At 46.6% G+C, this 22,780-nt stretch carries 20 protein-coding genes and 1 tRNA gene; 8 read left to right on the top strand and 13 right to left on the bottom strand.

From position 1 onward, the window contains the following. Positions 1-108: 108 nt before the first annotated feature. Positions 109-1,161: a lactonase family protein gene (locus BN1546_RS08865; protein WP_090737165.1), complete on the top strand. Its 1,053-nt coding sequence runs from the start codon at positions 109-111 to the stop codon at positions 1,159-1,161. 120 nt (positions 1,162-1,281) lie between these two features. Here BN1546_RS08865 and BN1546_RS08860 read toward each other — a convergent pair whose 3' ends face one another. Together BN1546_RS08860 and BN1546_RS08855 are read right to left on the bottom strand one after the other, a co-directional pair. Beyond that, positions 1,282-2,238 carry an ArsR/SmtB family transcription factor gene (locus BN1546_RS08860; RefSeq protein ID WP_013369127.1) on the bottom strand — a complete coding sequence of 319 codons (957 nt, stop codon included), beginning with the start codon at positions 2,236-2,238 and terminating at the stop codon, positions 1,282-1,284. Between the two features lie 275 nt (positions 2,239-2,513). After that, a complete protein-coding gene (locus BN1546_RS08855) occupies positions 2,514-3,482 on the bottom strand; it encodes a FliJ family protein (protein ID WP_090737163.1) in 969 nt (322 codons plus the stop codon). Positions 3,483-3,625: 143 nt separating this feature from the next. Here BN1546_RS08855 and BN1546_RS08850 point away from each other — a divergent pair, with 143 nt between their 5' ends. From BN1546_RS08850 to BN1546_RS08840, 3 genes are all read left to right on the top strand, one after another. Continuing rightward, positions 3,626-4,099 carry a GNAT family N-acetyltransferase gene (locus tag BN1546_RS08850; RefSeq protein WP_090737161.1) on the top strand — a complete coding sequence of 158 codons (474 nt, stop codon included), beginning with the start codon at positions 3,626-3,628 and terminating at the stop codon, positions 4,097-4,099. An 85-nt stretch (positions 4,100-4,184) separates the two neighbouring features. Further along, positions 4,185-4,817 carry an NAD(P)-dependent oxidoreductase gene (locus tag BN1546_RS08845; protein WP_013369130.1) on the top strand — a complete coding sequence of 211 codons (633 nt, stop codon included), beginning with the start codon at positions 4,185-4,187 and terminating at the stop codon, positions 4,815-4,817. Positions 4,818-4,850: 33 nt separating this feature from the next. Continuing rightward, on the top strand, positions 4,851-6,497 hold the full coding sequence (locus BN1546_RS08840; RefSeq protein ID WP_090737159.1) for an NAD(P)H-hydrate dehydratase: 1,647 nt from the start codon (positions 4,851-4,853) through the stop codon (positions 6,495-6,497). On the opposite strand, the gene BN1546_RS08835 is transcribed toward BN1546_RS08840, so the two are convergent. Beyond that, the gene (locus BN1546_RS08835) at positions 6,481-6,975 is read right to left on the bottom strand and encodes a hypothetical protein (protein WP_025676247.1); all 495 of its coding nucleotides are present in this window, start codon (positions 6,973-6,975) and stop codon (positions 6,481-6,483) included. The genes BN1546_RS08840 and BN1546_RS08835 overlap by 17 nt on opposite strands. A 170-nt stretch (positions 6,976-7,145) precedes the next feature. Between BN1546_RS08835 and BN1546_RS08830 the strand changes: the two genes are divergently transcribed. Further along, entirely contained in the window at positions 7,146-7,982 is an 837-nt protein-coding gene (locus BN1546_RS08830) for an HAD hydrolase-like protein (RefSeq protein WP_090737158.1), read from the top strand. A 228-nt stretch (positions 7,983-8,210) separates the two neighbouring features. Here the strand turns inward: BN1546_RS08830 and BN1546_RS08825 are convergent, their stop codons facing one another. The 3 genes from BN1546_RS08825 to BN1546_RS08815 form a co-directional block, all read right to left on the bottom strand. Beyond that, positions 8,211-9,965, bottom strand: a complete 1,755-nt coding sequence (locus BN1546_RS08825) for a methyl-accepting chemotaxis protein (protein ID WP_090737157.1) — start codon at positions 9,963-9,965, stop codon at positions 8,211-8,213. 171 nt (positions 9,966-10,136) lie between these two features. Next, a complete protein-coding gene (locus BN1546_RS08820) occupies positions 10,137-11,168 on the bottom strand; it encodes a ribonucleotide-diphosphate reductase subunit beta (RefSeq protein WP_025676245.1) in 1,032 nt (343 codons plus the stop codon). A 20-nt stretch (positions 11,169-11,188) separates the two neighbouring features. After that, positions 11,189-13,522 (bottom strand): ribonucleoside-diphosphate reductase subunit alpha, encoded by a 2,334-nt coding sequence (locus tag BN1546_RS08815; RefSeq protein ID WP_025676244.1) that lies wholly within the window; start codon positions 13,520-13,522, stop codon positions 11,189-11,191. A 522-nt stretch (positions 13,523-14,044) separates the two neighbouring features. Here BN1546_RS08815 and BN1546_RS08810 point away from each other — a divergent pair. Both BN1546_RS08810 and BN1546_RS08805 read left to right on the top strand, forming a co-directional pair. After that, positions 14,045-14,392 (top strand): MTH1187 family thiamine-binding protein, encoded by a 348-nt coding sequence (locus BN1546_RS08810; RefSeq protein ID WP_013369137.1) that lies wholly within the window; start codon positions 14,045-14,047, stop codon positions 14,390-14,392. 73 nt (positions 14,393-14,465) lie between these two features. Beyond that, positions 14,466-14,537 (top strand) — tRNA-Thr (locus tag BN1546_RS08805). 94 nt (positions 14,538-14,631) lie between these two features. On the opposite strand, the gene BN1546_RS08800 is transcribed toward BN1546_RS08805, so the two are convergent. From BN1546_RS08800 to BN1546_RS08785, 4 genes are all read right to left on the bottom strand, one after another. After that, positions 14,632-14,913, bottom strand: a complete 282-nt coding sequence (locus BN1546_RS08800; protein ID WP_090737155.1) for a tyrosine-type recombinase/integrase — start codon at positions 14,911-14,913, stop codon at positions 14,632-14,634. Positions 14,914-15,701: 788 nt separating this feature from the next. After that, positions 15,702-16,049: a winged helix-turn-helix transcriptional regulator gene (locus BN1546_RS08795; RefSeq protein ID WP_019685981.1), complete on the bottom strand. Its 348-nt coding sequence runs from the start codon at positions 16,047-16,049 to the stop codon at positions 15,702-15,704. 160 nt (positions 16,050-16,209) lie between these two features. Beyond that, a complete protein-coding gene (locus BN1546_RS08790; protein WP_090737153.1) occupies positions 16,210-16,956 on the bottom strand; it encodes an SDR family NAD(P)-dependent oxidoreductase in 747 nt (248 codons plus the stop codon). A gap of 175 nt (positions 16,957-17,131) precedes the next feature. Next, entirely contained in the window at positions 17,132-17,596 is a 465-nt protein-coding gene (locus BN1546_RS08785; RefSeq protein ID WP_226888891.1) for an HAD-IA family hydrolase, read from the bottom strand. Positions 17,597-18,148: 552 nt separating this feature from the next. Here BN1546_RS08785 and BN1546_RS27810 point away from each other — a divergent pair. Then, positions 18,149-18,271, top strand: a complete 123-nt coding sequence (locus BN1546_RS27810; RefSeq protein WP_255305281.1) for a hypothetical protein — start codon at positions 18,149-18,151, stop codon at positions 18,269-18,271. Between the two features lie 305 nt (positions 18,272-18,576). On the opposite strand, the gene BN1546_RS08780 is transcribed toward BN1546_RS27810, so the two are convergent. Genes BN1546_RS08780 through BN1546_RS08770 form a run of 3 tightly spaced genes read right to left on the bottom strand, consistent with a single transcriptional unit; the run spans position 18,577 to position 22,558 of the window. Further along, entirely contained in the window at positions 18,577-19,674 is a 1,098-nt protein-coding gene (locus tag BN1546_RS08780) for a GerAB/ArcD/ProY family transporter (protein ID WP_090737151.1), read from the bottom strand. Positions 19,675-19,703: 29 nt separating this feature from the next. Beyond that, positions 19,704-20,930: a Ger(x)C family spore germination protein gene (locus BN1546_RS08775; RefSeq protein ID WP_040102271.1), complete on the bottom strand. Its 1,227-nt coding sequence runs from the start codon at positions 20,928-20,930 to the stop codon at positions 19,704-19,706. An 11-nt stretch (positions 20,931-20,941) separates the two neighbouring features. After that, entirely contained in the window at positions 20,942-22,558 is a 1,617-nt protein-coding gene (locus tag BN1546_RS08770) for a spore germination protein (protein ID WP_090739144.1), read from the bottom strand. Positions 22,559-22,780 lie beyond the last annotated feature (222 nt).

The following is a 22,780-nucleotide window of genomic DNA, read 5'->3' as shown; positions in this document are numbered from 1 at the left end:
ACGGCAGAATCTTGGGTAATAATGCATGATAAGTTTATAACCAGTTAGAAAGTAGAACTTAAAAGTCGGATAACTTGTGAGGAATACGCTAAAAGGAGCTGAGATCGGATGAAAGAGCGGAATGAGCAGTTATTTTATATAGGAACTTATGCGTCTCGTGAGGAAAGAGGAATTTATATAGGAGCTTTGCATACGGACAATGGTGATTTGCGTATGGTTGGAGGTGTGGAAGGAATCGAGAGACCTTCTTTTCTGGCACTGCATCCGAATGGGGCGGAGTTGTATGCTGCCAGTGAAACAGAACCAGGCCAACTGTACACGTATCAGGTGAACACCCAGACGGGGGAATTGCATCCTATGGATCGAAAAGGAACGGAGGGCGCACATACTTGCTATGTATCCGTAACAACAGATGGACAATATGTGCTGGCTTCTAACTATTCTGGGGGCAATGCCGTTGTATTCCCTGCGACAGAAGCAGGAGGGTTGGGAGACATGTCAGGGCAGGTTCAGCATACGGGGTCAGGGATTCGTCAGGACCGCCAGGATGCGCCACATCCACACTCGATTATTCCTGATCCTTCAGGACAGTATGCCATGGTATGTGATCTGGGGCTGGATCAGATTATAGTATATCGTTTGACCGAGGATGGGAAACTGGTGACCCACCGTGAGACAGATTTGCCACCTGGTTCCGGCCCGCGTCACCTGGTTTTTCATCCCTCAGGTCGATATGCCTTTGTCGCCAATGAATTGAATAATACCGTTACTGTGTTTGGTTATAACGAACGTAATGGTAAGCTTACCTTGCTGCAAAGTCTGTCCACACTGCCAGAAGGCATTATAGATGTAGAAAATACAGCAGCGGATATTCGAATTACACCCTGTGGACGTTTTCTGTATGTATCCAATCGAGGACATGACAGCATCGTACTCTACCATGTCGATCTAGACAGCGGCAAGCTAAAGACGATTGAATGGGTCGAGACTTTCGGCAGTACGCCGCGTAACTTCAACATCTTGTCTGGTTATTTGCTAGTGGCGAATCAAGAGGGAAACAACGTCGTATCCTTTGCTATCCATGGGGATGATGGACGGTTGACCCGAACGGGATATGTATTGGAGGTTCCTTCACCAGTTTGTATTGAACCTGTACGCTAATTACACAGCGCATGGCAAAAAGGGGCCGGTAAAAGAGGATGAGAAAGTAAAACACGGCGCTTTGTCTCCCAAGAAAGGCATGGGCAAAACGCCGTGTTCAGGTTTTGAATGGTCTAATGATTATTTGCTGCTATCGCCAGCTTCTACCGTTGCTGTTTTGGTATGGTTTTCCGCAGGTTTGTAGTACAAACGGAACAGGATATCCTGGTTATAGTTACCGAATCCGGTACCGAACAGGGTTACCCCTCCAACATGCTGTGCATCATCCAAAATGGCAATACGAAATTTCCATTGCTTCTGATCAATCAGTACGTCGCTTAGAGTCACATCGGATATCTGCTTGCCATCCATAAACGTACCTTCGGACGTCACGCGAAGTCTCTTAAGCAGGCCATATTGATTGATAAAATCAGGCCACCATGAAGGTGTATATTTACCACGATTATCACCGAAATCCCCCGGGCTGGTCCAAGTGCCCAAATTCACATCATTTAGAAAAAACGTGATGTCTGAAGGCCAATTATCATTGGTAAAAGGGGCCTCCGATGATAATTCCATCGAAATTTCCAGTTCCTCAGCTTTTTGACTGGACAATAGGAAATTCGGCACTTTATAATCCATATACCCTTGGCTAAACCACAGAATTTTGGAATTGAAGCGCTCAGGGTCTAAGAATGAACGAGGCTCATCGAATTCTCCGATAATCTTTTCGACGGTAGCTAGGCCGCAGGTTGCCTGAATTTCAAAATCTGTAAAGTGTCCGACGGAAATCTCCGTCTGATGAAATTGCCGTACATCCTGCTGATAGCGTGGCATGGCGATTTCAATTTTGTCCGTAGCCAATGAGCATACCTTCTGAACCCCGCCTCGTCCGGGCAGCATTTTAGTCGAAATAATGGATGCTCTCTCCAGTTTCTTAACATGCATGGTCATAATCGCACTACTGAGTCCCAGGGCTTCCGCCAGCTCACGTATATTCATAGGCTTCTCCGCAAGCAGAACAATCATGTTCAGCCGAACCTCACTGGCCAGCGCTTCATAAACGGGAAGTGATTTTTCAGAAATGTCCAGTTGCATAGTTCCTCCAATTCTAACGCGCATCATAAATTGATGGTAGTTTAACATATATGGATTTTTTTCAATATTCATACATATAAAACGATATGATTTACATTTATATAAACAATATACCCTTTCCTTGATCGCTGGCACAAGCCTAACCCCGTAAAAAGCCAAAAATTGTTCAAAAAACAGGACACCCCATAAACTCTTTCTTTGTGTGTTGGGATGTCCTGTGATGGTATGTGATTTGCGGGATGTATATGGGATCTAATTTCAGGCGCAACGGGTGTTTAGGACCGCATATGTTCATCAGCCAAAGAAGAATCGGCGGTTGTATCTTTGTCAGTTGCGTGTAATTCCTGATGCTGCGAAGCATCGGCCTTCATCAAGCCGGGATGACCTACATAAGGACGATCACTTCGCGAGCGGCCTCGGGTAAGTCGGAAGCCAATCAAGAACAGCACAAGCTGTGCAGCCAGTATGTAGGGAGACGCTTCTGGCCCAAGCCACTGAAACAGGGCGACAACGGCAATGACCATACATAACAGGCTTGTTGGGAAATGGGATGCCGTCACGTCCAGATCATTTTGTCTACGCAGGGTCATCAGACGATAGACATACAGCAAGGCGATCAAGCCAGAAACGAACCTTGTCCATGCATACCCTATAAGCCATGATACAGATTGTGTGGTGTCGGGTAGACTAACATCGACATGACTGTAAGTCATCAGTTCCACAACCAGTCTTGAGGTCAACCAGACGATCCCCGCCAGCGTCAGCGGACCGGCCGCTGGTCGCAATAGCTTCCATAATGCTGTTCCCCAGCCTGGAGCATGGGATTCCAGCAGAACAAGTCGCCGTTCCTCGATCAGTTTGTTCATTTCACGCTCCAGTGACTTGAGAAGCAATTCCCGGCGGAATGGATCACATTCCCGAAGGGATGCTTGAACCTGCTCTTGAAGGTGAGGGGTCAAATAGGGGGCTGCTTTAGCCTCCTGAAGAGCATGGATTAGTCCATGCTGGTGCTGATGCTTTTCGCTGTTGTTGATCGCGTTCTGGGTAGCAGTCTGGAGATAACCAGCTAACCGCCCATAGATACGCAGTGATTCCTGTAATTCTTCGAGCCGCTGCTGACGCGAATTGCGAAGCTGGGCTGCACTGTGAACATACAGCCATACCAGAAAGGATAACGCCAGCAGGAAGGCGATCAGACCGGGTGAGATATATGCGGCTAATGCCGCGAAGTCCGTCGGGGACACCCGCAATCCCTCCTTCCATTGTTCTTTCTACACTATTGCACAGACCACACAGGCATTTCAAGGGCATGTATATCTCTAAACCAAGAACTATGAAGTATTTTTTGGTAAAATAGACAAGATTACAGCAGGAAGGGAGATTCGGCATGAATAAAAATATAGATTTTGCAACAGAACATCATGAGACATCGAATCAACCGTACGAGCTGCTTCGCGTAGATTACGCTATTCCAGCCGTGGAGGAATATCAGGCTTTACGCAAGGAGGCTGGTTTGTCGCAAATTACGGAAGAAGCGGCAGCTAAGGGCTTGCCGAACAGCCTATTTGCTGTAACGCTACGGCTTGGACAGGAATTGATCGGGATGGGCCGGGTGAGCGGTGATGGCGGTGTGTTTTTTCTGGTTACGGATATTGCAGTCATGCCTTCCCATCAGGGGAAGGGTTATGGACGTAAGCTTATGGAAGAGATTATGGAGTATTTGAAACGTGAGGTTCCTGTGGGCAGCTTTGCAACACTGATTGCGGATAAGCCAGCCGACCGGTTATATGCGCAGTTCGGTTTCCAACTGGTCAGTCCAAGGTCGGAAGGGATGTATTGGCGAAAGCCGGGAGGACTGTAAGCTGAAATCCTGCACGAGTTTGAGCTGGTTATAAAACGGATAAATAACAGTAAGAAAATTATAGATAGGAAGAAGGCACGTTAATATGAAAGTGATTATTTTCGGAGCAACAGGAACAATTGGCAAAGCGTTAGTAAAGGAAGCAATCAAGCGTAAGTATGAGGTGACGGCGGCAGTGCGCGATCCGCAACGAGTGACAGAGCAAAATGAATATTTGACGGTGGTTCAGGCGGATATTCTAAACCCGAATTCCGTTACGGAGGTAGCCAAAGGGCACGATGCTATCATTAGCGCCTATGGTCCCAAGTTTGGAGCTGAGGAGGAATTGCTCGAAGCGACTCGTTCTTTACTGGAAGGAACTCGGCGTTCCGGTGCGGAGCGCATACTTGTCGTTGGCGGAGCGGGTAGTCTGAAAACAGAAAACGGTGAGCGTCTCATGGATACCGCTGAGTTTCCAGAGGAAGTGAAGCCACTGGCGGCGGCGCACGCTGATGCACTGGAGTTGTACCGTGCTGCGGATGTAGACTGGACATATTGTAGTCCTGCCGGAATTATTGAACCGGGTAAACGTACAGGGCAGTTCCGTATTGGTTTGGATCATTTGGTAGTGGACGAATTAGGCCATAGTCGCATCTCTGTAGAGGATTATGCGGTAGCCCTGATTGATGAGTTAGTAGAAGGGGAATTTGTCAATTCCCGCTTTACCGTCGGATATTAATCACAGGGATGGCTATATGGGAGGCGAATAAGCATGTATATGGTGACCGCCGAACAAATGCGGCAACTGGATCGGTACACGATTGATAAGCTGGGGATCCCGGCCCTGACCTTGATGGAAAATGCCGGGCGAGCAGTAGCTGACGAGGTACTGAAACTTTGTGCTGAGAGACGTGGAAAAAGCGGTGGCATAAATGAGGTTACACACACAGGAGCGGGGGATGTACCGGGACATGGCAGTGTTATACGGACGGATTCATCGAGCCGAGGGCGATATGATGTATGTGAACGAGCACACTGGTATATCCTCGTTGGTAAAGGCAACAACGGCGGTGACGGACTGGTGGCAGCCCGCCATCTGACCGATACAGGTCTGCGCGTCACTGTTGTGTATGCCGAGCCGCCTGAAACGCTACGCGGTGAAGCGGCTGCCCAGCGCGACATCATCGCGGCGCTGGATATCCCGGTTATCCTCTATGGTCGGGATAACCTCGAACTGCACGGTGCCTCCGGCATCGTCGATGCCCTGCTGGGCACGGGCACGCAAGGTCCACCGCGTGAACCCTATGCCTCGCTAATCCGCGAGGCCAATGCCAGCGGCGCGCCAATCGTGTCGGTAGACGTGCCTAGCGGCCTCGACGCCGACACAGGTGCACTGCACGAGCCGTGCATTCATGCGCGTGTCACCGTATGCCTCGCCTACTTGAAGTGTGGGCTCGCCCAATATCCGGGCGCCGGAAACGCTGGTGATGTGGTGGTACGCTACATCGGTATTCCGCCCAGCCTTGCCCGTGAGCGCGGCGTACAGCTGCGGCTCCTGACCAGCGATACGCTGCGCGACGTGCTGGACGTGGATGTCAGCCGAAGCCGGGTGCCGGACGGGCACAAGGGCACCTACGGCCACGTTCTGGTCGCAGCAGGAAGTCTACGCATGAGCGGTGCAGGCCTACTGGCTGCACGCGCCGCCTTGCGCATCGGCAGCGGCCTTGTGACGTGGGCGGTGCCTGAGGCACTGCTTCCGCGCGTCATTGGCGCCGCGCCGGAGCTGATGCTCGCTGCCGCAGCAACAGGCGGAGACGGCGAATGGAACGCCGACTCCGCAGCCGAGCTGCTACAGCTCGCGCAGGCGCGCGATGTGCTGGCCGTCGGGCCCGGCCTCGGCCGCTTCGCAGGGGACACTGACTGGCTGCGCCGCCTGTGGGAGGAATACAGCGGTCCGCTCGTGCTTGATGCGGACGCCTTGAACATCCTTGCCTCGGCGGGGCCTGAGCTGGATGCCTGGAAGTCGAGGGCTGCGGCGGTCGTGCTAACGCCGCATCCCGGTGAAATGGCTCGTCTGCTGGGCATACCGACAGCAGAGGTGCAGCGTGACCGAATCAGCCATGCCCGGGAATACGCCCGGACACGCGGAGTCACGCTGGTGCTCAAGGGAGCACGCACGGTCATCGCGTGTCCCGACGGAAACGCCTACGTCAATACCACAGGCCATGCCGGCATGGCGACAGGCGGTGCCGGCGATGTGCTGACAGGCATCATCGCAGGGTTGTTGGCCCAAGGCTTGAACGCTTCGCAGGCAGCAGGCTTTGGCGTGTATCTGCATGGCGTGGCTGGGGAAACGGCCGCGCATCATCGCCAGCATCCCGCTTCAGTAGTAGCCGGCGATATTATTGAAGCCCTATAACCCATAGCAGCAGTGGCAGGAGGAAGGCCAGCATGATCTGTATTCCATATTCACGGTTCAGCCAGTGCCTTCCCCCATAATAGAGTAGTGTAATCCCTGCACCTGCTATGCCGTTGCTCCATGATATACCTGTTCCAGCAGGCGACATCAGAGATCCTAGCAGAAGAAAGACACTGAACCCTACGGCAAGGTATAGCGTGAACTGCTCAGGCTTGCGAAGCCAGGGTAAAAGATCACGTAGCGCATCAGCGGCAAGAGCCGCCGGAAGGGCAAAGCCATAGGCCCACAACTGCGCGGTCAGTTCACCGCTATTGCCTGCTATACTCACAGGCAATCCCGTGATTTCCTCTGTCAGATAGCAGTAGACCCATAAGAGACCAAAAACCAATCCTCCACAGGCTAGCTTATTCAGGGCATAACAACCAAGCTCCATCCGCCAAGGCATTTTGGAATTAAACTCATTCCAAGGCTGTCTCATATTGCGACTCCCTCCTCATTTCACTCGGTAAATCAAAACCATTCAAGGAATTTATTTTCAATTACAATCCGCTTACCGTTTGCGACATTTGAGTTTACGTTAGCTGTGTATCATGTTCCTAAGCAAAATAAAGATTGCGGATAGCCGCGGTACGGAAAGGCGGGGATTGCATGATACAGGCGGTTATTTTTAATCTTGAAAGTACATTGTTAGACCCCGGGGGACGGGGCTTAATCCAGGGAATGTGCGACATCTTCAGATGGAAGGGCATACAGGTAACTGAAGAGCAGGTATCTCATGGACGGGGACTGCCCATCCGGGATCATATTGCGAATGTGCTCGGACTTTCAGAGGTTCGTAGAAAATGGCTGGAGTGCTTTGGTGCGCATCCTGGCAGAGTGGATATTGAGCATATTTATCTTGAGCTTGTCCCTGTTCTTCGCTCTTTGATCCAAGGGGCTGAGACTGCTACCGGTATAGATAGGGCGCTGCAGGAGCTTCAAGATCGCCGCATTCAGTCAGGCGCTACTGCATCTTGCCCGATGGAGATGCTGAGTCACGTATTCACGCCTGCACAGTCACCCTATACACTGGATTGTATGGTAGCCCCTTGTGAAGTTTCGCAGGGGAGGCCTTATCCGTGGATGATCTATGAAATTGCACATCGCCTGCAGGTATTCCCGCTTAGCGATATTGTGAAGGTAGGAGACACAGCAGCCGATATGCAAGAAGGACGGAATGCCGGCGTTTGGACGATTGGTGTGTTGAACCATAACGAGGGTGCCTTGCCCCCGGATCACACTACAAGCTGTGAAACGGATGACAGAGTATCTGAGGAACGACGTAGACAGAGTATATATGGCTTGAAAAGAGCAGGGGCCCACATCGTGATGAACTCAGTCGCTGACTTGCCGCGTATTTTGCGTGAAATTGAAATGCTTCAGCATACGGGAGGCTATCCTTCTTATATGAAACCGATGAAAACAGCCGCGGCTCCTCCATCGTGAGAATAACGGCACAACTCTTAAGTACCTTTAATAGACCTTCTAGGTTATATATGTATGCATCTAACTGGATAAAGGTGTACTCAGCCCGACTTTCTAACCTCAAAAGGAGCATTCGCTATGTTAGCGAATGCTCCTTTTGAATGTACTCCCTTTCGTCTGTAAAATGACCCGTAAGATGGACACTTTAGGTCAAGTGTCCATCTTACGGGTCACAGTTCACCGAAATCATTATTGGTCTGAACTCTTTACCCGGAACTGATCAGCATGACGCTGTAGATTGTTTGATAGTGTAGTCAGATTACGGGCTACTGCGGATAGTTCTTTTACCGCTAAAGCCTGCTTCTGTGCGCTTGCGGATACGTCTTCCGTCATTCCGGCAGTTTGCTGCGCCGCGCTGGCTGTGTGATTCAGATGTTGATCTACGCTGTGACGTACCTCGTGCATTTCTGTCGTCAATTGGGCCAAATGTGCAGCAAGTTCCTGAACTTCCTCTGAAACCTGGGTGACTTCGTCAACAGACTGTAAACATAATGCAATTTGTTTTTCTTGTTCATTGACAGTGTTTATATTTTGATCAAATTGATCGCCCATTTGCTCAATTTGCTCGACAAAGCTGCTTAGGATTTGGTCGATTTCACGAATGGACATGGCAGATTGTTGGGCAAGTTGTCCCATCTCATGAGCTACGACAGAAAAGCCTTTACCAGCTTCCCCTGCACGCGAGGCCTCAATCGAGGCATTAAAGGATAAAATCTGCGTCTGCTTTACGATGCCCTGTACCTGCTGCCCGATGTTAGCTGCTTCACGGGATTTTTCGGTTAGTGCGTGTGACATACGCTGCATCTGCTTGATTCGCAGGGCGCTTTCTCGTCCCTTCTCCAATAGCAGTTCATGTTCACTGGCTACCTGATTACGGACCTCATTGAGATGGCGCGCCGTATCCGTAAACTGGTGCACATGGCTTCCGACTTCATCCAGCGTTTGCCCTAAGCGGTCAGATTGCTGAACCGATTCTAACGTTTGATCCGCTTGGTTTGTAGATACATCAGCAATTTGCTGGAGTGTGCGGGACAGTTCCTCAGTCTGGTGGAGTGTTCCTTCTGTTGTCACGACGATATTCTCTGATGCTTGCTGAAGTGTACTTGAACTGCTTTGAATGTCCACAATCATATTGGACATGGCTTCCACCATTCGGTTCGTCAAGCCGCTGATTTCACCTAGCTGATCATACGTAACTTGCTGCGATGTAACCGTAAGATTGCCGTCGGCTACTTGCTCCAGTGTATTTTTAATGAATCGCACCTGACGCAGTATTCGACGGGTTACCAGCACCATTGCCGCAATGGAAATGATCAGAATGATGGAGACCACAGGGATAACTAGCCGGTAGGCCTCAGGCAGGGTTTTCTCGTATACTTCAGTTACAGAGGCAAGGGATCTGTCAATTCCCAGATAGCCTATGATGGTTCCATCTGTATCCTTAATGGGTGTAAAGGAAGAAAACATCGTTCCCCAATCAGGGTCCGTTGTGATATCTGTAGTGACCGTCTCCCCTTGTTTCAATCTATCTGCCGTTTCTTTACGGGTGAAACTAACAGGGCTTCCAAAAGGACTGTAGTCTTTGTCGTCCCAAGCAGCTCCGTCCACCGTGAGCTTCCACTCATCGCCAACACGGTTGTACATATACATATACAGGACTCCGCTTTGCAGCCTAAGCGTATTTAACTCGTTCCGAAGTTCTTTATACTCGCTGCTCTGCTCGGATGGATTCGTATTTAAGCTTTTGACGGCTGATTTGTCCAATAGCTTGGCCGTATTCACTGCCAGCGCTTCATTGTTGAGCTGCATGGTTGATAGAGAAGCATTCTGAATAGACAGTTTGGTCGTCCACAGAATCATGACGCCAATCACAACTAAAGGAATGAGCAAGATGAAGTAGAGTTTGGATTGTAATCCCATTCTTTTTTTGACTTTGCTTTTCATAATATGCTCCTTACTATATTATTTCACCTTCATATAATATCGTGTTCAAGTAGGGAAATATGAATAGTAATTCATATGTTTCATGAAAATTCTGCGCATTTGTGCAAATTTCATCCCATAGAAAAAAGCCTTAACTCAGTAATAACCGAGTTAAGGCTTGTAGCGTATGACTTACAAATCGTCAAATCCGTTGTCATCTCCGACTTTGCCATAATTGCGTGATTTTGCTTCAAAAAAGTCCGTTTTTGTTGCATTCAGGGCTTCATCCGAAAATGGCTTGATCCAAGGCATACTATTTACATCTACACCTTCATAGGCTTTGTCCATACCCAGAAGTCTCAGGCGCATGTTTGCCATGTATTTGATATAATCGCTCAGCTCGTTCAAGTCAATGCCACGAACCTCCTTGAGCGTATAATGCGCCCAATTCGTTTCCAGTTCCACAGCGCGGTTGATCATACGATAGACGTAGTCCATGTTCTCTTTTGTGTTCAGCTCAGGGAAATCAGCCAAAAGCTGCTTGAACACTTCGGCAAAGAAGTAGCAATGCTGATTTTCATCGCGCTGAATATACGAGATCATCTGGCTGGTAGCCATCATTTTTTGGTCACGAGCCAAATTGTAAAAGAAAGCAAACGTACTGTAAAAGAAAATACCTTCCAGAATTAAATCCGCTACCATCGCTTGGAAAAAGGTTTGCGGGTTCTGCTCATCGCGGAACTCCTGGTAGATCGCCGAGATGAATGTGTTGCGCTCCAGCAGGACAGGATCGTTTTTCCAGTATTCAAAAATTTCTTTCTGCTCCTGTTCCGATACCAGGGAAGATAGCACGTAAGAGTAGGACTGGTTATGCACGACTTCCTGTTGTCCGATAATGGCCGAAATGGCTTCCAGCGATGAATCGGTAAAATATCTTTTTACATCTCCGACAAACATGGTTTGCATGGAATCCAGTACAGCCAGCAGACCGATGTTAATTTTGAAGGTGCGCTGTTCTTCGGCATCCAGCATAGGGAACTGGGACGCATCCTTGGACATCGGAATTTCATCCGGAATCCAGTGGTTCAGTAGCAGTACTTTATATAGTTTGTACATATGCGGCATCCGAATATCGTTCCAGTTCAGAATACCGGAGTTTTCGCCTTCAATAATACGGGTAGAGCGGTTAGGCGCTTCTGTGTTAAAAATCTTTTGTAACTGCATGAGAGGCTCTCTCCTTTAGTTTAGGATGCGCAGCTTTCGCATTCTTCAATCGTCAGTGCGCGGCTGCGTACATAATAGGTCGACTTCATACCTGATTTCCAAGCATGGATGTGCAGCTCTAAAAATTCGGTAGCTTTAATATCTGGGCGCACATACAGGTTAAAGCTTTGACCTTGGTCAATATGACGCTGACGTGCAGAAGCCATGTTGATCGAAGCATGTTGATCCAGCAAGAAAGCTGTTTTGTAGTACCAGATGGTTTTTTCATTCAAGTCTGGTGCAGGGTTAGCGATCTTGTAGGTTGTTTTCTCTTCATAGGAAAGCAACTCATACAGTGGATCAATGCTAGCGGTAGAGCCTGCAATGATGGACGTGGAACCATTAGGCGCGATGGCGAACAGCCATGCGTTACGGACACCGTTTTGTTGGACTTCTTCCGCAAGCTCACTCCACTCGGACGTAGTGACGAATTTGCCTTCACGTGTACCGTCTGTATAGCCACGGGAAGTGAAATAATGCCCGGTCGCCCAGTCGGAACCCTCGAATTTGGCATAACGGCCTTTTTCTTTCGCCAGCTCCATGCTGGATTTTACAGCCAGGTAGTTGATTTTTTCATACAAATGATCGTTATAGGTTACCGCTTCATCGGACTCCCAGCGGATGCCCTCAAGTGCGAGCAGATGATGCAGCCCAAATGTACCCAAGCCGACTGCACGATATTGGCTGTTCGTGTATTGTGCTTGCAGCACCTCAATGTTGTTGATATCAATAACATTATCCAGCATACGTACCTGAATCGGTACGAGACGATCCAGCACACCTGCCGGAACAGCACGAGCCAGATGAATGGAGTTCAGGTTGCACACCACAAAGTCGCCAGGAATTTTGGAAATAACAATGCGTGTTTGTCCGTCCTTGGTGACCAGTTCTTCTTTTTCTACTACCGTTGCAGATTGATTTTGCATAATTTCCGTACACAGGTTGGAGGAATACACCATACCATGGGCACGGTTCGGGTTAGCCCGGTTTACCGTATCGCGGTAGAACATGTACGGCGTACCTGTTTCCAACTGTGATTTCATCAGACGCTTCATGATGTCAATGGCAGGCACCGTAATACGAGAAAGGATCGGATGCTGTGACGCCTCCTCATACTTCTCGCGGAAGGAGCCTGAACCGAAGGCTTCATCATAAAAATCTTCCAGTCCCAGTGGACGACCCTTGTCATCTTTCCAGCCCATGACCTTCTTCACTTCATGCGGACAGAACAGATTCCATTCGCCCCGTGCTTCGACCCGCTCCATGAACAGATCGGGCAGACATACGCCGTGGAATACGTCATGCGCACGCATCCGCTCGTCACCGTTGTTCAGCTTTAGGTCCAGGAATGCCAGAATGTCTTTGTGGAATACATCCAGATAAACGGCAATTGCCCCTTTGCGTGTACCCAGTTGGTCTACGCTAACAGCTGTATTGTTCAACTGGCGAATCCAAGGAATAACACCAGAGCTTGTATTTTTATGTCCGCGGATATCGGAGCCGCGTGCCCGTACTTTACCGAGGTATACGCCGATGCCGCCGCCCATTTTGCTAAGACGGGCTACATCGGTATTGGAATCGAAAATACCCTCCAATGAGTCATCTACAGTGTCAATAAAGCAGCTGGAAAGCTGTCCAGCCACCTTTTTTCCGGCATTAGACATGGTAGGTGTAGCTGCTGTCATGTACATGTTGCTCATCGCCCAGTATGCTTCCTTAACCAGCTCCATACGCTTGTCGGCAGGCTCTTGATGCATTAGGTACATTGCGATAATCATGTAGCGTTCCTGCGGAAGTTCCATCACGCGTCCGTCAAAATCATTGGCCAAATAGCGCTCAGACAGCGTCAACAGTCCGATATAGTCGAACAGCAGGTCATTCTGCGGCAATATGGAATCGCCGAGTTCATCAATCTGCTCCTTGGTGTAGCAGTCAAGCAGCTCTTGACGGTAGATTCCTTTTTGAACTAAATCGGTGATCAGTGGGTAAAAAGCGCCGTAAGGCTCGTCTGCATACGATTTGTAACGGCGGTGAGTAGCTGCTTTTTTATATAAAGAAGTGAGCAAAGCACGCGCAGCGGCAAATTTCCAGTCTGGTTCTTCCTTGCTAACCAGTTCAAGGGCAGCCATTGCAAATGCATTGCTAATTTCATCCCCCGTGACTTCATCCCGGCGCAGCTTACTGGTTACACCGCGAATGAGCCGATCTTTATCCAGCTTGTCCAGCCCGCTGAGCACACGGTCAGCATATACGGATATACGTATTTCATCAAAAGCCAACTGGCGATTGTTTGGTTTGGTTACGAGTTGTGGCATAGGATTAATTCCTCGCTTTCTTGATTTGGAATTCATACTTAGGGAATAGGCATGAAAATGATCTGAGAAAAGAAAATGATGAAAAAAGCGATGGTCAGACAGCATTTTGGGGCTGTATGTAATCCAATAACATAGAAATAGCGATGCGCCTGCCAATGAAGGGGAAAAAGATGGTTCCCGTAGGATTTATCGGCTACATCACTATATTTAGAGGTGTTATGAATATTTAACCCAACATATTGTGTATATAAACTTAAAATTTCAAATAAGTGCAAGGAGTATTATAGCAACATTCGAAGCCATACGTAAAGGAAAAGGAATGGAAAATCAAAATATGCAGAGAAGTCGCGAGCCGTATTTGAATTGAGACGGAGTGGACGGTACAATAAATAATATAGATGCTTCCTACAGAAACAAGCGGTATACATATGGAACTTTTCTTGCAAAACAAGGTTGCTTTATGGACTGGGTTTTAGAATTTTAAAAAAGAAGATTTTTTTAAATTAAAGGAGGAACTTGGTGATGGCTATTGCAGAAGTGACTGTGATCCCGATTGGAACGGGGAGTACGAGCCTGAGCGACTATGTTGCTCAAATGCAAAAAGTGTTGAAGACGCAAAAAGGAATTACCTATGAGCTTACCTCCATGAGTACGATTATTGAGGGTTCGTTGGATGATGTGTTCACCGCTATTGCTGCGCTGCACGAAGCGCCATTCCTGGCAGGAGCCAAGCGTGTTTCCACCTCGGTCAAAATTGATGATCGCCGTGATAAGCCTTCATCCAGTCGTCAAAAGCTCAGATCCGTTGCAGATAAACTATCCGGAGCCACGGCAGGGAATGTTACAGAATTAAATCCAAATCCTAGTTGATAAAGTTGATGTAAGTGATTGATTTTTATGTAACTAAGAGTATAATAGTTTTTGTTGTCAGTCACACTGACCTGCTGGTGTAGCTCAGGGGTAGAGCAACGCACTCGTAATGCGTAGGTCGGGGGTTCAATTCCCTTCACCAGCATCTTATAAAACTCAAGCACAGCGCGGCTTCCAAGCTTTTTGGAGGTCGCGCTTTTTTTGTGATTTTGGACAATCTTCTACCATTTTTCTAACCTTTAGTCTAGTAAAGTAGGTTCTTCAGTGCTAATGCTCTCTCCTGTAATTGAATCGCCAATGTTTTTTAACACCGCTTCTTGGAGATTCGGAAGGACATGTGAATAGGTATCCAGAGTTACATTGATAGACGAATGTCCAAGTCGTTCTTGAACAATCTTTGGATGGATACCAGCTTTGAGAAGTAGTGTTGCATGAGTGTGTCGCAAATCGTGGAAACGAATCCGATGAAAATCGGGATGTTCCTTTACAATTCTGTCCAAAATACGATAGTAATGTCTCATTAAATTGCGGGGTCCAAGAGGCGTTTCCACACTCGTTTGAATTACTAAACCAGAATCATTATATAGCTTATTTCTGGTTTGCTCATGCTCTTGCTTTCTAAAGTGCTTTCCAAAAATTTAGCGGTATTAGTAAACAGTGCGATGGAGCGAACGCTGCTATCATTCTTAGTATCATCAAGACCATGTCCTATTTCAGAAATGGTATATGCTTGTCGAACCGAAGCTGTTTTTTCTGTAAATCTACCTCTGATCGGGGTAGTGCAAGTATCTCACTTTGACGCATGCCAGTAGAAGCAGCGAGCTCGAAGGCCATAAAGTATTGATCTTCAAATGCAGCATCGAGGAACATTTTGGGGATTGGCTCGTAGTGTCGGCCTATCTTATGGACAGCTCACTTGAAAGTTGAACAAATACAAAGAGCGCGTTAAAGAGCAAACGGTTCAATCAACTGCTGTTTAAATAAATCCTTTGCAGGGTGGCCTCTACCCTCACGGGCTACGGCGGCCACCTGCATTTTATAAACGGAACGTATGTTCTTAATCCGCTTACCTGTTTGCTCAGACTCCTGGCAACAGCTGGGGCATGATGCTTTTGCCATAATCCAAGACGTACTTATTAATCTCTGAGACAAGTTTTGTGTCCTTAGTTTTGTAGTGCACCTTGTTAATTACGAAGTAACCTGTACTAGAATATTGCTCATCACTCGAAAACATCAACGTAAAACGATAAAACAAAAAAGCCGCTAAAATAGCGACTTCAAATGGGACTATGCTCTTGTCCCCCGACAGTTAATCCAGATACAAAATTTCAATCTCGCCCGGAGCGAAGGATTGCTCTGCGTAATTCCCCCCCCAATCACAAAGCGATCTCAAAATGGGTTCAAGTGATTGACCCAGTTCCGTCGTTGAATATTCCACCTTAGGCGGTACCTGATTGTACATCTTTCTGCGAATTAATCCGTCTGTTTCCAGTTCCCGAAGAGTTTGAATCAGCATCTTTTGCGATATATTATGAACGAGTCGCTTAAGCTCTCCCGTCCGTTTAGGTCCTTTTATTAAATAGTACAGAACAAGCCCCTTCCACTTTCCTCCGATAACCTCTAGTGTAACTTCCAGTTCACAGAAAAATGTTTTCATATCAATGCACCATCTCCCGATCTAAGAATATCCCCTTCATGTATCGCTTGATCCTTCAAAGATCACTGAAGGAAAAATTGAACGTTACATGGAGGGGATAATACAATCGCATTTAAGTTGATTTAAAAATCTTTGTCGTTTGAAAATTGTTATGTCCTGGTTAAACTTGAGCTACTCCGCCATCTACGAATAATTCAACGCCGTTCATATAGCTGCTTTCATTAGAGGCTAGGAACATGACAGCATTGGAGATCTCTTCAACCTGCCCCACTCTGCCGAGCGGAATATCATTTTTTGCCTGTTCCAGTAAATGATCTAGTTCAGAGCCAAATAACTCATCGTACGCCGGCGTTACGATTGTTCCCGGACTAAGGATGTTTATACGAATTTCGGTCCCTCTCATATCAAGAATCCAGCTGCGGACGAGCTGTCTGATCGCTGCCTTGGATGCACCATAGATACTAAACGCTGGCATCCCCGTCGAGCCAGCAGTGGATCCCGTTAGAATAATCGAACCTCTTTTATTTGGAAACAAAGCTAATGCCTTTTGTACTGAAAAGATGGTTCCTTTCACGTTGACATCGAAAGTCTTGTAGTATTGTGCTTCTGTAATTTCTCCTAATGGAAGAAATGACCCTAGTCCGGCATTTGCAAAGAGAATGTCCAAGTGTCCCTTTTCTCGCTTAACTGTTTCGAATAATATATCTAGATCTTCCGATTTAGATATGTCACCTCGGACACCTGTAACATTCTTTCCGATCTGCTTTACTGCTTCATCCAGTTCACGTTGTCTGCGTCCCGTGATAAAAACGTAAGCCCCTTCTTTTACGAACTGTTGTGCCGACGCGAGACCGATGCCGCTTGTACCTCCGGTTACAACTGCTACCTTCCCGTCAAATTTCCCCATTCTATTACACTCCTTTTATAATGATTTATATGGTATAGAATGCTCTGTCTGCTTCATGAACCTCCTATGAACGATAGTATGGGGGAAAAGTTACAAGAAAAACAGTACCCACTTTTTTGTGATATAGTCACCAAAAAGTGATAATTGAGGCGGCACAAGCGTTTGTTTTTACAGCCTAACAGATGGAAGTGAGCTCCATTAAGTTTGAGATTGTATATGTGCTTTTAATTTCTGCCGGACTTATTTGTCCGGTTCTGTTGACCCAACAGGTGTCAATGCCCGACTGAAGACCACCTTTGATATCTGTATTTAATGAATCTCCAATGACAAGCGCATCCTTTCTATTAAATTCTGAAATATGACTTATGACGTAATTGAAAAATTCTTCCTTCGGTTTTTGATAACCAATGCTTTGCGAATCAAAGATATCCTCGAAAAACTTATATAGCCCAGACTGCTTCAAGCGTTTGATTTGCGTGTGAGTGATACCATTCGTGATTACGAACATTCGATGGGTCTTTGATAAGCGATGACAGACATCCATTGCGCCTTCCATAAGCAATTGGTTTCCATCTCCCAACAATTCTCTATACAAACCTTCCCATTCCAAGCCGACCACGATTTCCCCCATTCTCAACATTGTAAAAGAGGGCTCCATTAATTACTCACCACATGATACCACGTATTTGAACTATCCTGCCCGTTAGCTTAACGTCGCGGTTCAGTCTACAGTTTTCAGCAGGCGACCGTAGGATGCTGCTATGAAGGATCTGGAGATGAGAAGAGGGACTTGAGACCATTAAGGCATCTGCCTTGTACTTGTTGCCTCAATTATTTTCTTCTACCAAATCTTCTACCGAAATACGGATATCTGTAATACCTGACGGAACCCTATTTATTGTTGGACAGGCTATAGGAGCTTTGTAAAACCCATCAAAACTGTATTTCAACGCACTCGTAATGCGTAGGTCGGGGGTTCAATTCCCTTCACCAGCATCTTATAAAACTCAAGCACAGCGCGGCTTCCAAGCTTTTCGGAGACCGCGCTTTTTTTTGTGATTTTGGACAATCTTCTACCATTTTTCTAACCTTTAGTCTAGTAAAGGTGGGGCTATTTTCGCATTTTCGGAATCATACAGTTCTGAAACCAAAGCTGTTTTTTAAAATCTTATTGAAAAGGTGTGGATGACTAATGTTGAAAAAAACGGTACTGCTGATTATCGCGGCTAGCTTTTGGTTATTTATTATAACTGTGCCGGATCAAGCCTTAAATCACCATAGTATCCAGCCTCAGGTTACCATTGGAGGAGCTTAAACGTAAGCAAAGCAAATCCCCGCTAACCTGAACTGGTTGGCGGGAATTTTTGTTGAACAATCTAAGGACAGTGTATTGTACAGTACCCCTTGTACAAATTTATGATTCCCAGAAGTGATGAATTAATGTGTAATTAAAAGCAATGCTGTAATACAAATAATGTATACAAAATAAGCTGTCTGTTATGATTAATAAAATTGGCAGGTTAAGACAAAGTAACCATAAAGATCAGATAAATAGTCGAAGGGGTGCACTTCAATAATATGGTTATTTACCTGCTTATTAACCAAAAGAAAAAATAGGTACTAACTATAAGCCCTCCTCTTCTTCTTCCGAATTAGCATGGTCAGCAAAAGGAGGACAGGCAGTACAATCTGAAAAATAGGCCAGACTCGAACCAAGGCTACATGAAGACCGAACCACAAAAATTCGGTTAACCTAGGGGAGAGAAACGTAAGAGCATATATGATGATGCTTAGCAACAGTAACGCAGGCTTATATCTAAAGGGGGTTATCGTTTGAAGCCCTATGACGGCACCAAACATAAACCCCGCCGTTTTGACTCCGATTCCAATAAATAGAATCATCGTAAACAGGACATCAGCTCTCTCAACAATCTTCGGAAGCTGAATTAGTTGAGTAACCTCAAACAAGGGATAGGTGCTTGATGCCGCCCATTCTGGACCTAGAACCAGGACTGATAGTTCATTCATAACGATAAGGAACACAGCAGTGATCCAGTAAACAATGACGATCGATCGCTGTAATTTACGTTTGTCCGTGACAATCTTGAACAGCACAAGAAAAAGTACCGTCTGCCCGAAGGGAAAAGACACGATCTCGGGAATGGCAGCCTTCACTACGGGAGTTAGACCATTCTCCAATACAGGAAACAAAAATTCAAAGTGAATGAGTCCTGTAAAAGGAGTAAGCAATAATAAAATGCCATAACCAAAAACCAATAGAAGAAGGAAGATATGACATAGAAGGAACCAGACCCTCGGTCCAAACCACACTACATCGGCACAGACAATTAACGCTATAAACGTAATAACTTCGGTAGGAGTTCTGTTCAGTAATGTCAATGCGCCGAGCTCACCAATGTCCCTGACACTCCTGGAAGCTTCATAAGCAAAGTAACTGATGAACAGAAGACCACCCAGACTACCAACCCATTTTCCCCAATAATGGCATAGGAGTTCATACAAATCCCGGTGTGGGTCAAGCTTATGCATGTATAAATACATGATTAGCAGGACGAAGCCTGCAAGTGCACCGGTCAGCATGGCTAGCCATGCATCCTGCTTGGCTTTAGCCCCCAATAGGAATAATGTTGTACTGCCAACCTGAAACAAGGAAAAGGCGATAGCTAACCCGGATACCCTGGTGACGGTTTCCCTCATATTTTTTGAGTCCCTTCATACAAATTGGTTTAGGTTTGACTTCCGATACGCTTTTGTAGGAGTCCAGGACGCTTAATCCGTGCATCCACTCGAATGTCCAGTTCTATCCTCTTGAATTCCTGATCCCAGTCTTTTTCCACTGTCTTCCACTTTTTTGGGAAACTCCGGTGAATCCGGTCAGCGAAACCAGTTGCATCTACCCCAAGTTCCTGAAGTTTAGCCCAGCCTTCATTTATCGTACTGGTCACTTCTTTTGCTATTTGTTCTTCCAGATCATGTATTGTCTTCGTCTTGGAAATATCCTTAGTGCATGTAGTTTCATTTAAAGTCCCGTTAATTTTCACTCCAACCTGCATAGTGTAATGAGAATTCGTTTTTCTGGGTGTAAGCTTTACATCAGCAGAGTTTACTAGCAGGGAAGAGTACATTTCCCTATTAGATTGTTCACCGCATGGAAACGAAACTTCAGTGTTGTTAACCTTTTGAGACAGATAAGATACTCCCAGACTCTCTTTCTTGTTGAGAAACCCTTTGAGCTTCCCTTTTTGGAACACCGCCAATTTAGTCAGTGCCAGCTTGAGCGGGGTTGAGGTTTTTTTGAAAACATCCAGACTCTCTGCTTCCTTCTCGTCCTGGTATTCTCTTTCTCCAATCAACTCGGCGACTGGTACTCCAATAGATTTGGAATCCGAGTTCATGCTTAATACGAAATCATAAACCCTAACTTTCGGAAACAACGATAAAATATCGCTCTCTTTGTCGACCAATTCAGCCATAGCGGCGCCTTGAAGTTTTTCAGGCGGCAATAATTTCTTTAATAGATCGGATGCTAGTCCGTCCGTTACAATCATATTTACCATTTCCCTCGCTTCCGTATTACGAAGATAAAAATCGATTAAACGGTCCATTCCTTTCTCAGCCGCTCTCCTACCGATAAATACAACACGATTATGTGCTACGTAAATTCGTCTTGATGTTTTTAAATTGCTGTATGATAACGCCTGGTTATAGGTTTTAGACTTTACAGAGAATACATGGGATGCCGGTTGGGAAGCCCCTCCTGTTCCTCCACCGGTACCACTTGCAAGGGCGGAGGGAACAATAATCTGATAGGACACCATCCACTGTCCGTCGTCCATCATATCTACTCCTGTAGCTGCAGTTACCCACAGTTCATTCAGTTCGACTCGGTTCCAGCAACCCACCAAACTGAATAACACGACCAAGATCATAAAAAACCTTCCTAATTGGGACATATCGGTCCTCCTTACGCCATAGGATCTCGGCCGTGTTCCCCTGCCTGTTCTGCAAATGATTCCTGTTCCGTTGCCTGTCTTACTGGATTGACATCCCCAATCATTTTCGGCCGTTTCTTCATCTTCCACCAAGGTACACGCACAAACAGGTCTTTCATATTGCTCTTATAGAAAGGTGCTAGCGGCATCATATAAGGAACGCCAAACGAATTCATAGATACTAATCGAACGAGGATGGGAACCACGCCCGCCAAAACGCCGTATAATCCAAACAAACCCGCTAACAGCATGAGTCCAAATCTGAGTAAACGAACAGCTCCCGCCATATTGATGGCAGGTAGCACAAAGTTGCAGATGGCTGTGAATGATACCACAATCACCATAGCAGCGGAAACCAAACCCGCCTGAACGGCAGCTTGTCCAAGAACCAAAGCCCCAACGATAGAGATTGCAGGCCCTACGGCACGCGGCATTCGTACTCCTGCTTCGCGGATAACTTCGAAGGTGAGCTCCATTAGCATTGCCTCAAGTAGGGCTGGCAATGGTGTATTCTCTCTCTGTGCAGCCAAAGTGATAAGCAGTGTTGTAGGCAGCATTTCTTGGTGAAACGTAGTTGTTGCAATAAAGAACGAGGGTAATAGCAATGCCAAGAAAAAGGATGCCATCCGAACGATCCGAAGAAAAGATGCCAGATCATAACGTTGGTAGTAGTCCTCACTGGAAGAGATGAAACGAAAAAAGGTTACGGGAGCAATCAGGGCAAATGGGGTCCCATCAACCAATATCGCTACTTGCCCTTCAAGCAAGCCCCCTGCTACAGCATCCGGGCGTTCGGTGTTGTATATAGTTGGAAAAGGTGTCCATACCCCATCTTGAATAAATTCCTCGATATATCCACTTTCGAGAATACTGTCCGTGTTGATGTAATCTAATCGTCTGGAAATTTCCTTAACTACCTCCGGATCTGCTATGCCTCGAATAAATGCCACCGATACCTTCGTCTGCGTGTATGATCCGATAATTCGAGAATCAAAGTGGAGGTCAGTTGATTTGATCCTTCTCCGGAGGAGTGCGATATTGGTGGATATATCCTCTGTAAACCCCTCTTTAGGGCCGCGAATTACTGTCTGCGATGTTGGCTCCTCAACCGCTCTTTTAGCCCCCCCGCTCATAGAAGCAGCAAAGGCCTTGGTGCTGCCTTCGACAAGGAGAACCACCTGTCCATAAAGAACGGCATGGATAAGTGCTTCCTCATTTTTAAGGCAAGTGATGCCCCCAATAGGAATACGATCCATCAACCAACTTTCAACATTACGATCAGAGAGATTCCCATTTCGAATACCTGCAGTAAGTTCCTCCAGCAGTGTCGTTAAAATTTGCTGATCAATCAGGCCTTGAAGAAAACCTACAGCGAGAACCGGATTGCCCTGTTTATCGTTCAAACAACGAAGAATGAAATCCGTGCTATGTCCTATTTCCTGCTTCAGCAGGGTCACGTTGTCCTTAAGCGTGCCACTCAGCTCCTTGGATAACTCAGTCGATTTTTCATCATCAACTGGCTTAGGGCTGCTGCCATTTTTAGATCGTGAAGGCTGTTTAAACAGCCATTTTTTTAACTTGTCAACCATGGCCATATAGTTCCCTTCTAGATATCAGTCAACTGTAATATGCTACTATTTCACGGTTTGTATGTACTGTTCTTGTCAAAAGATGGTCGCATATCAATCCATTGCAGCTATGTTTATTGTGGAGATGCCCGTTAGCTTAACAGTGTACTGGCAGTGCTTCTTTACTTCCAATTTACAGGGCGATGGGCTATTTATGTTCTATTTAAGGCAGATAAAAGACAT

This window comes from Paenibacillus sp. Mc5Re-14 (assembly GCF_001049835.1).
GTDB classification, from domain to species: domain Bacteria; phylum Bacillota; class Bacilli; order Paenibacillales; family Paenibacillaceae; genus Paenibacillus; species Paenibacillus polymyxa_C.
This window is presented reverse-complemented; position numbering and strand designations above follow the sequence as displayed.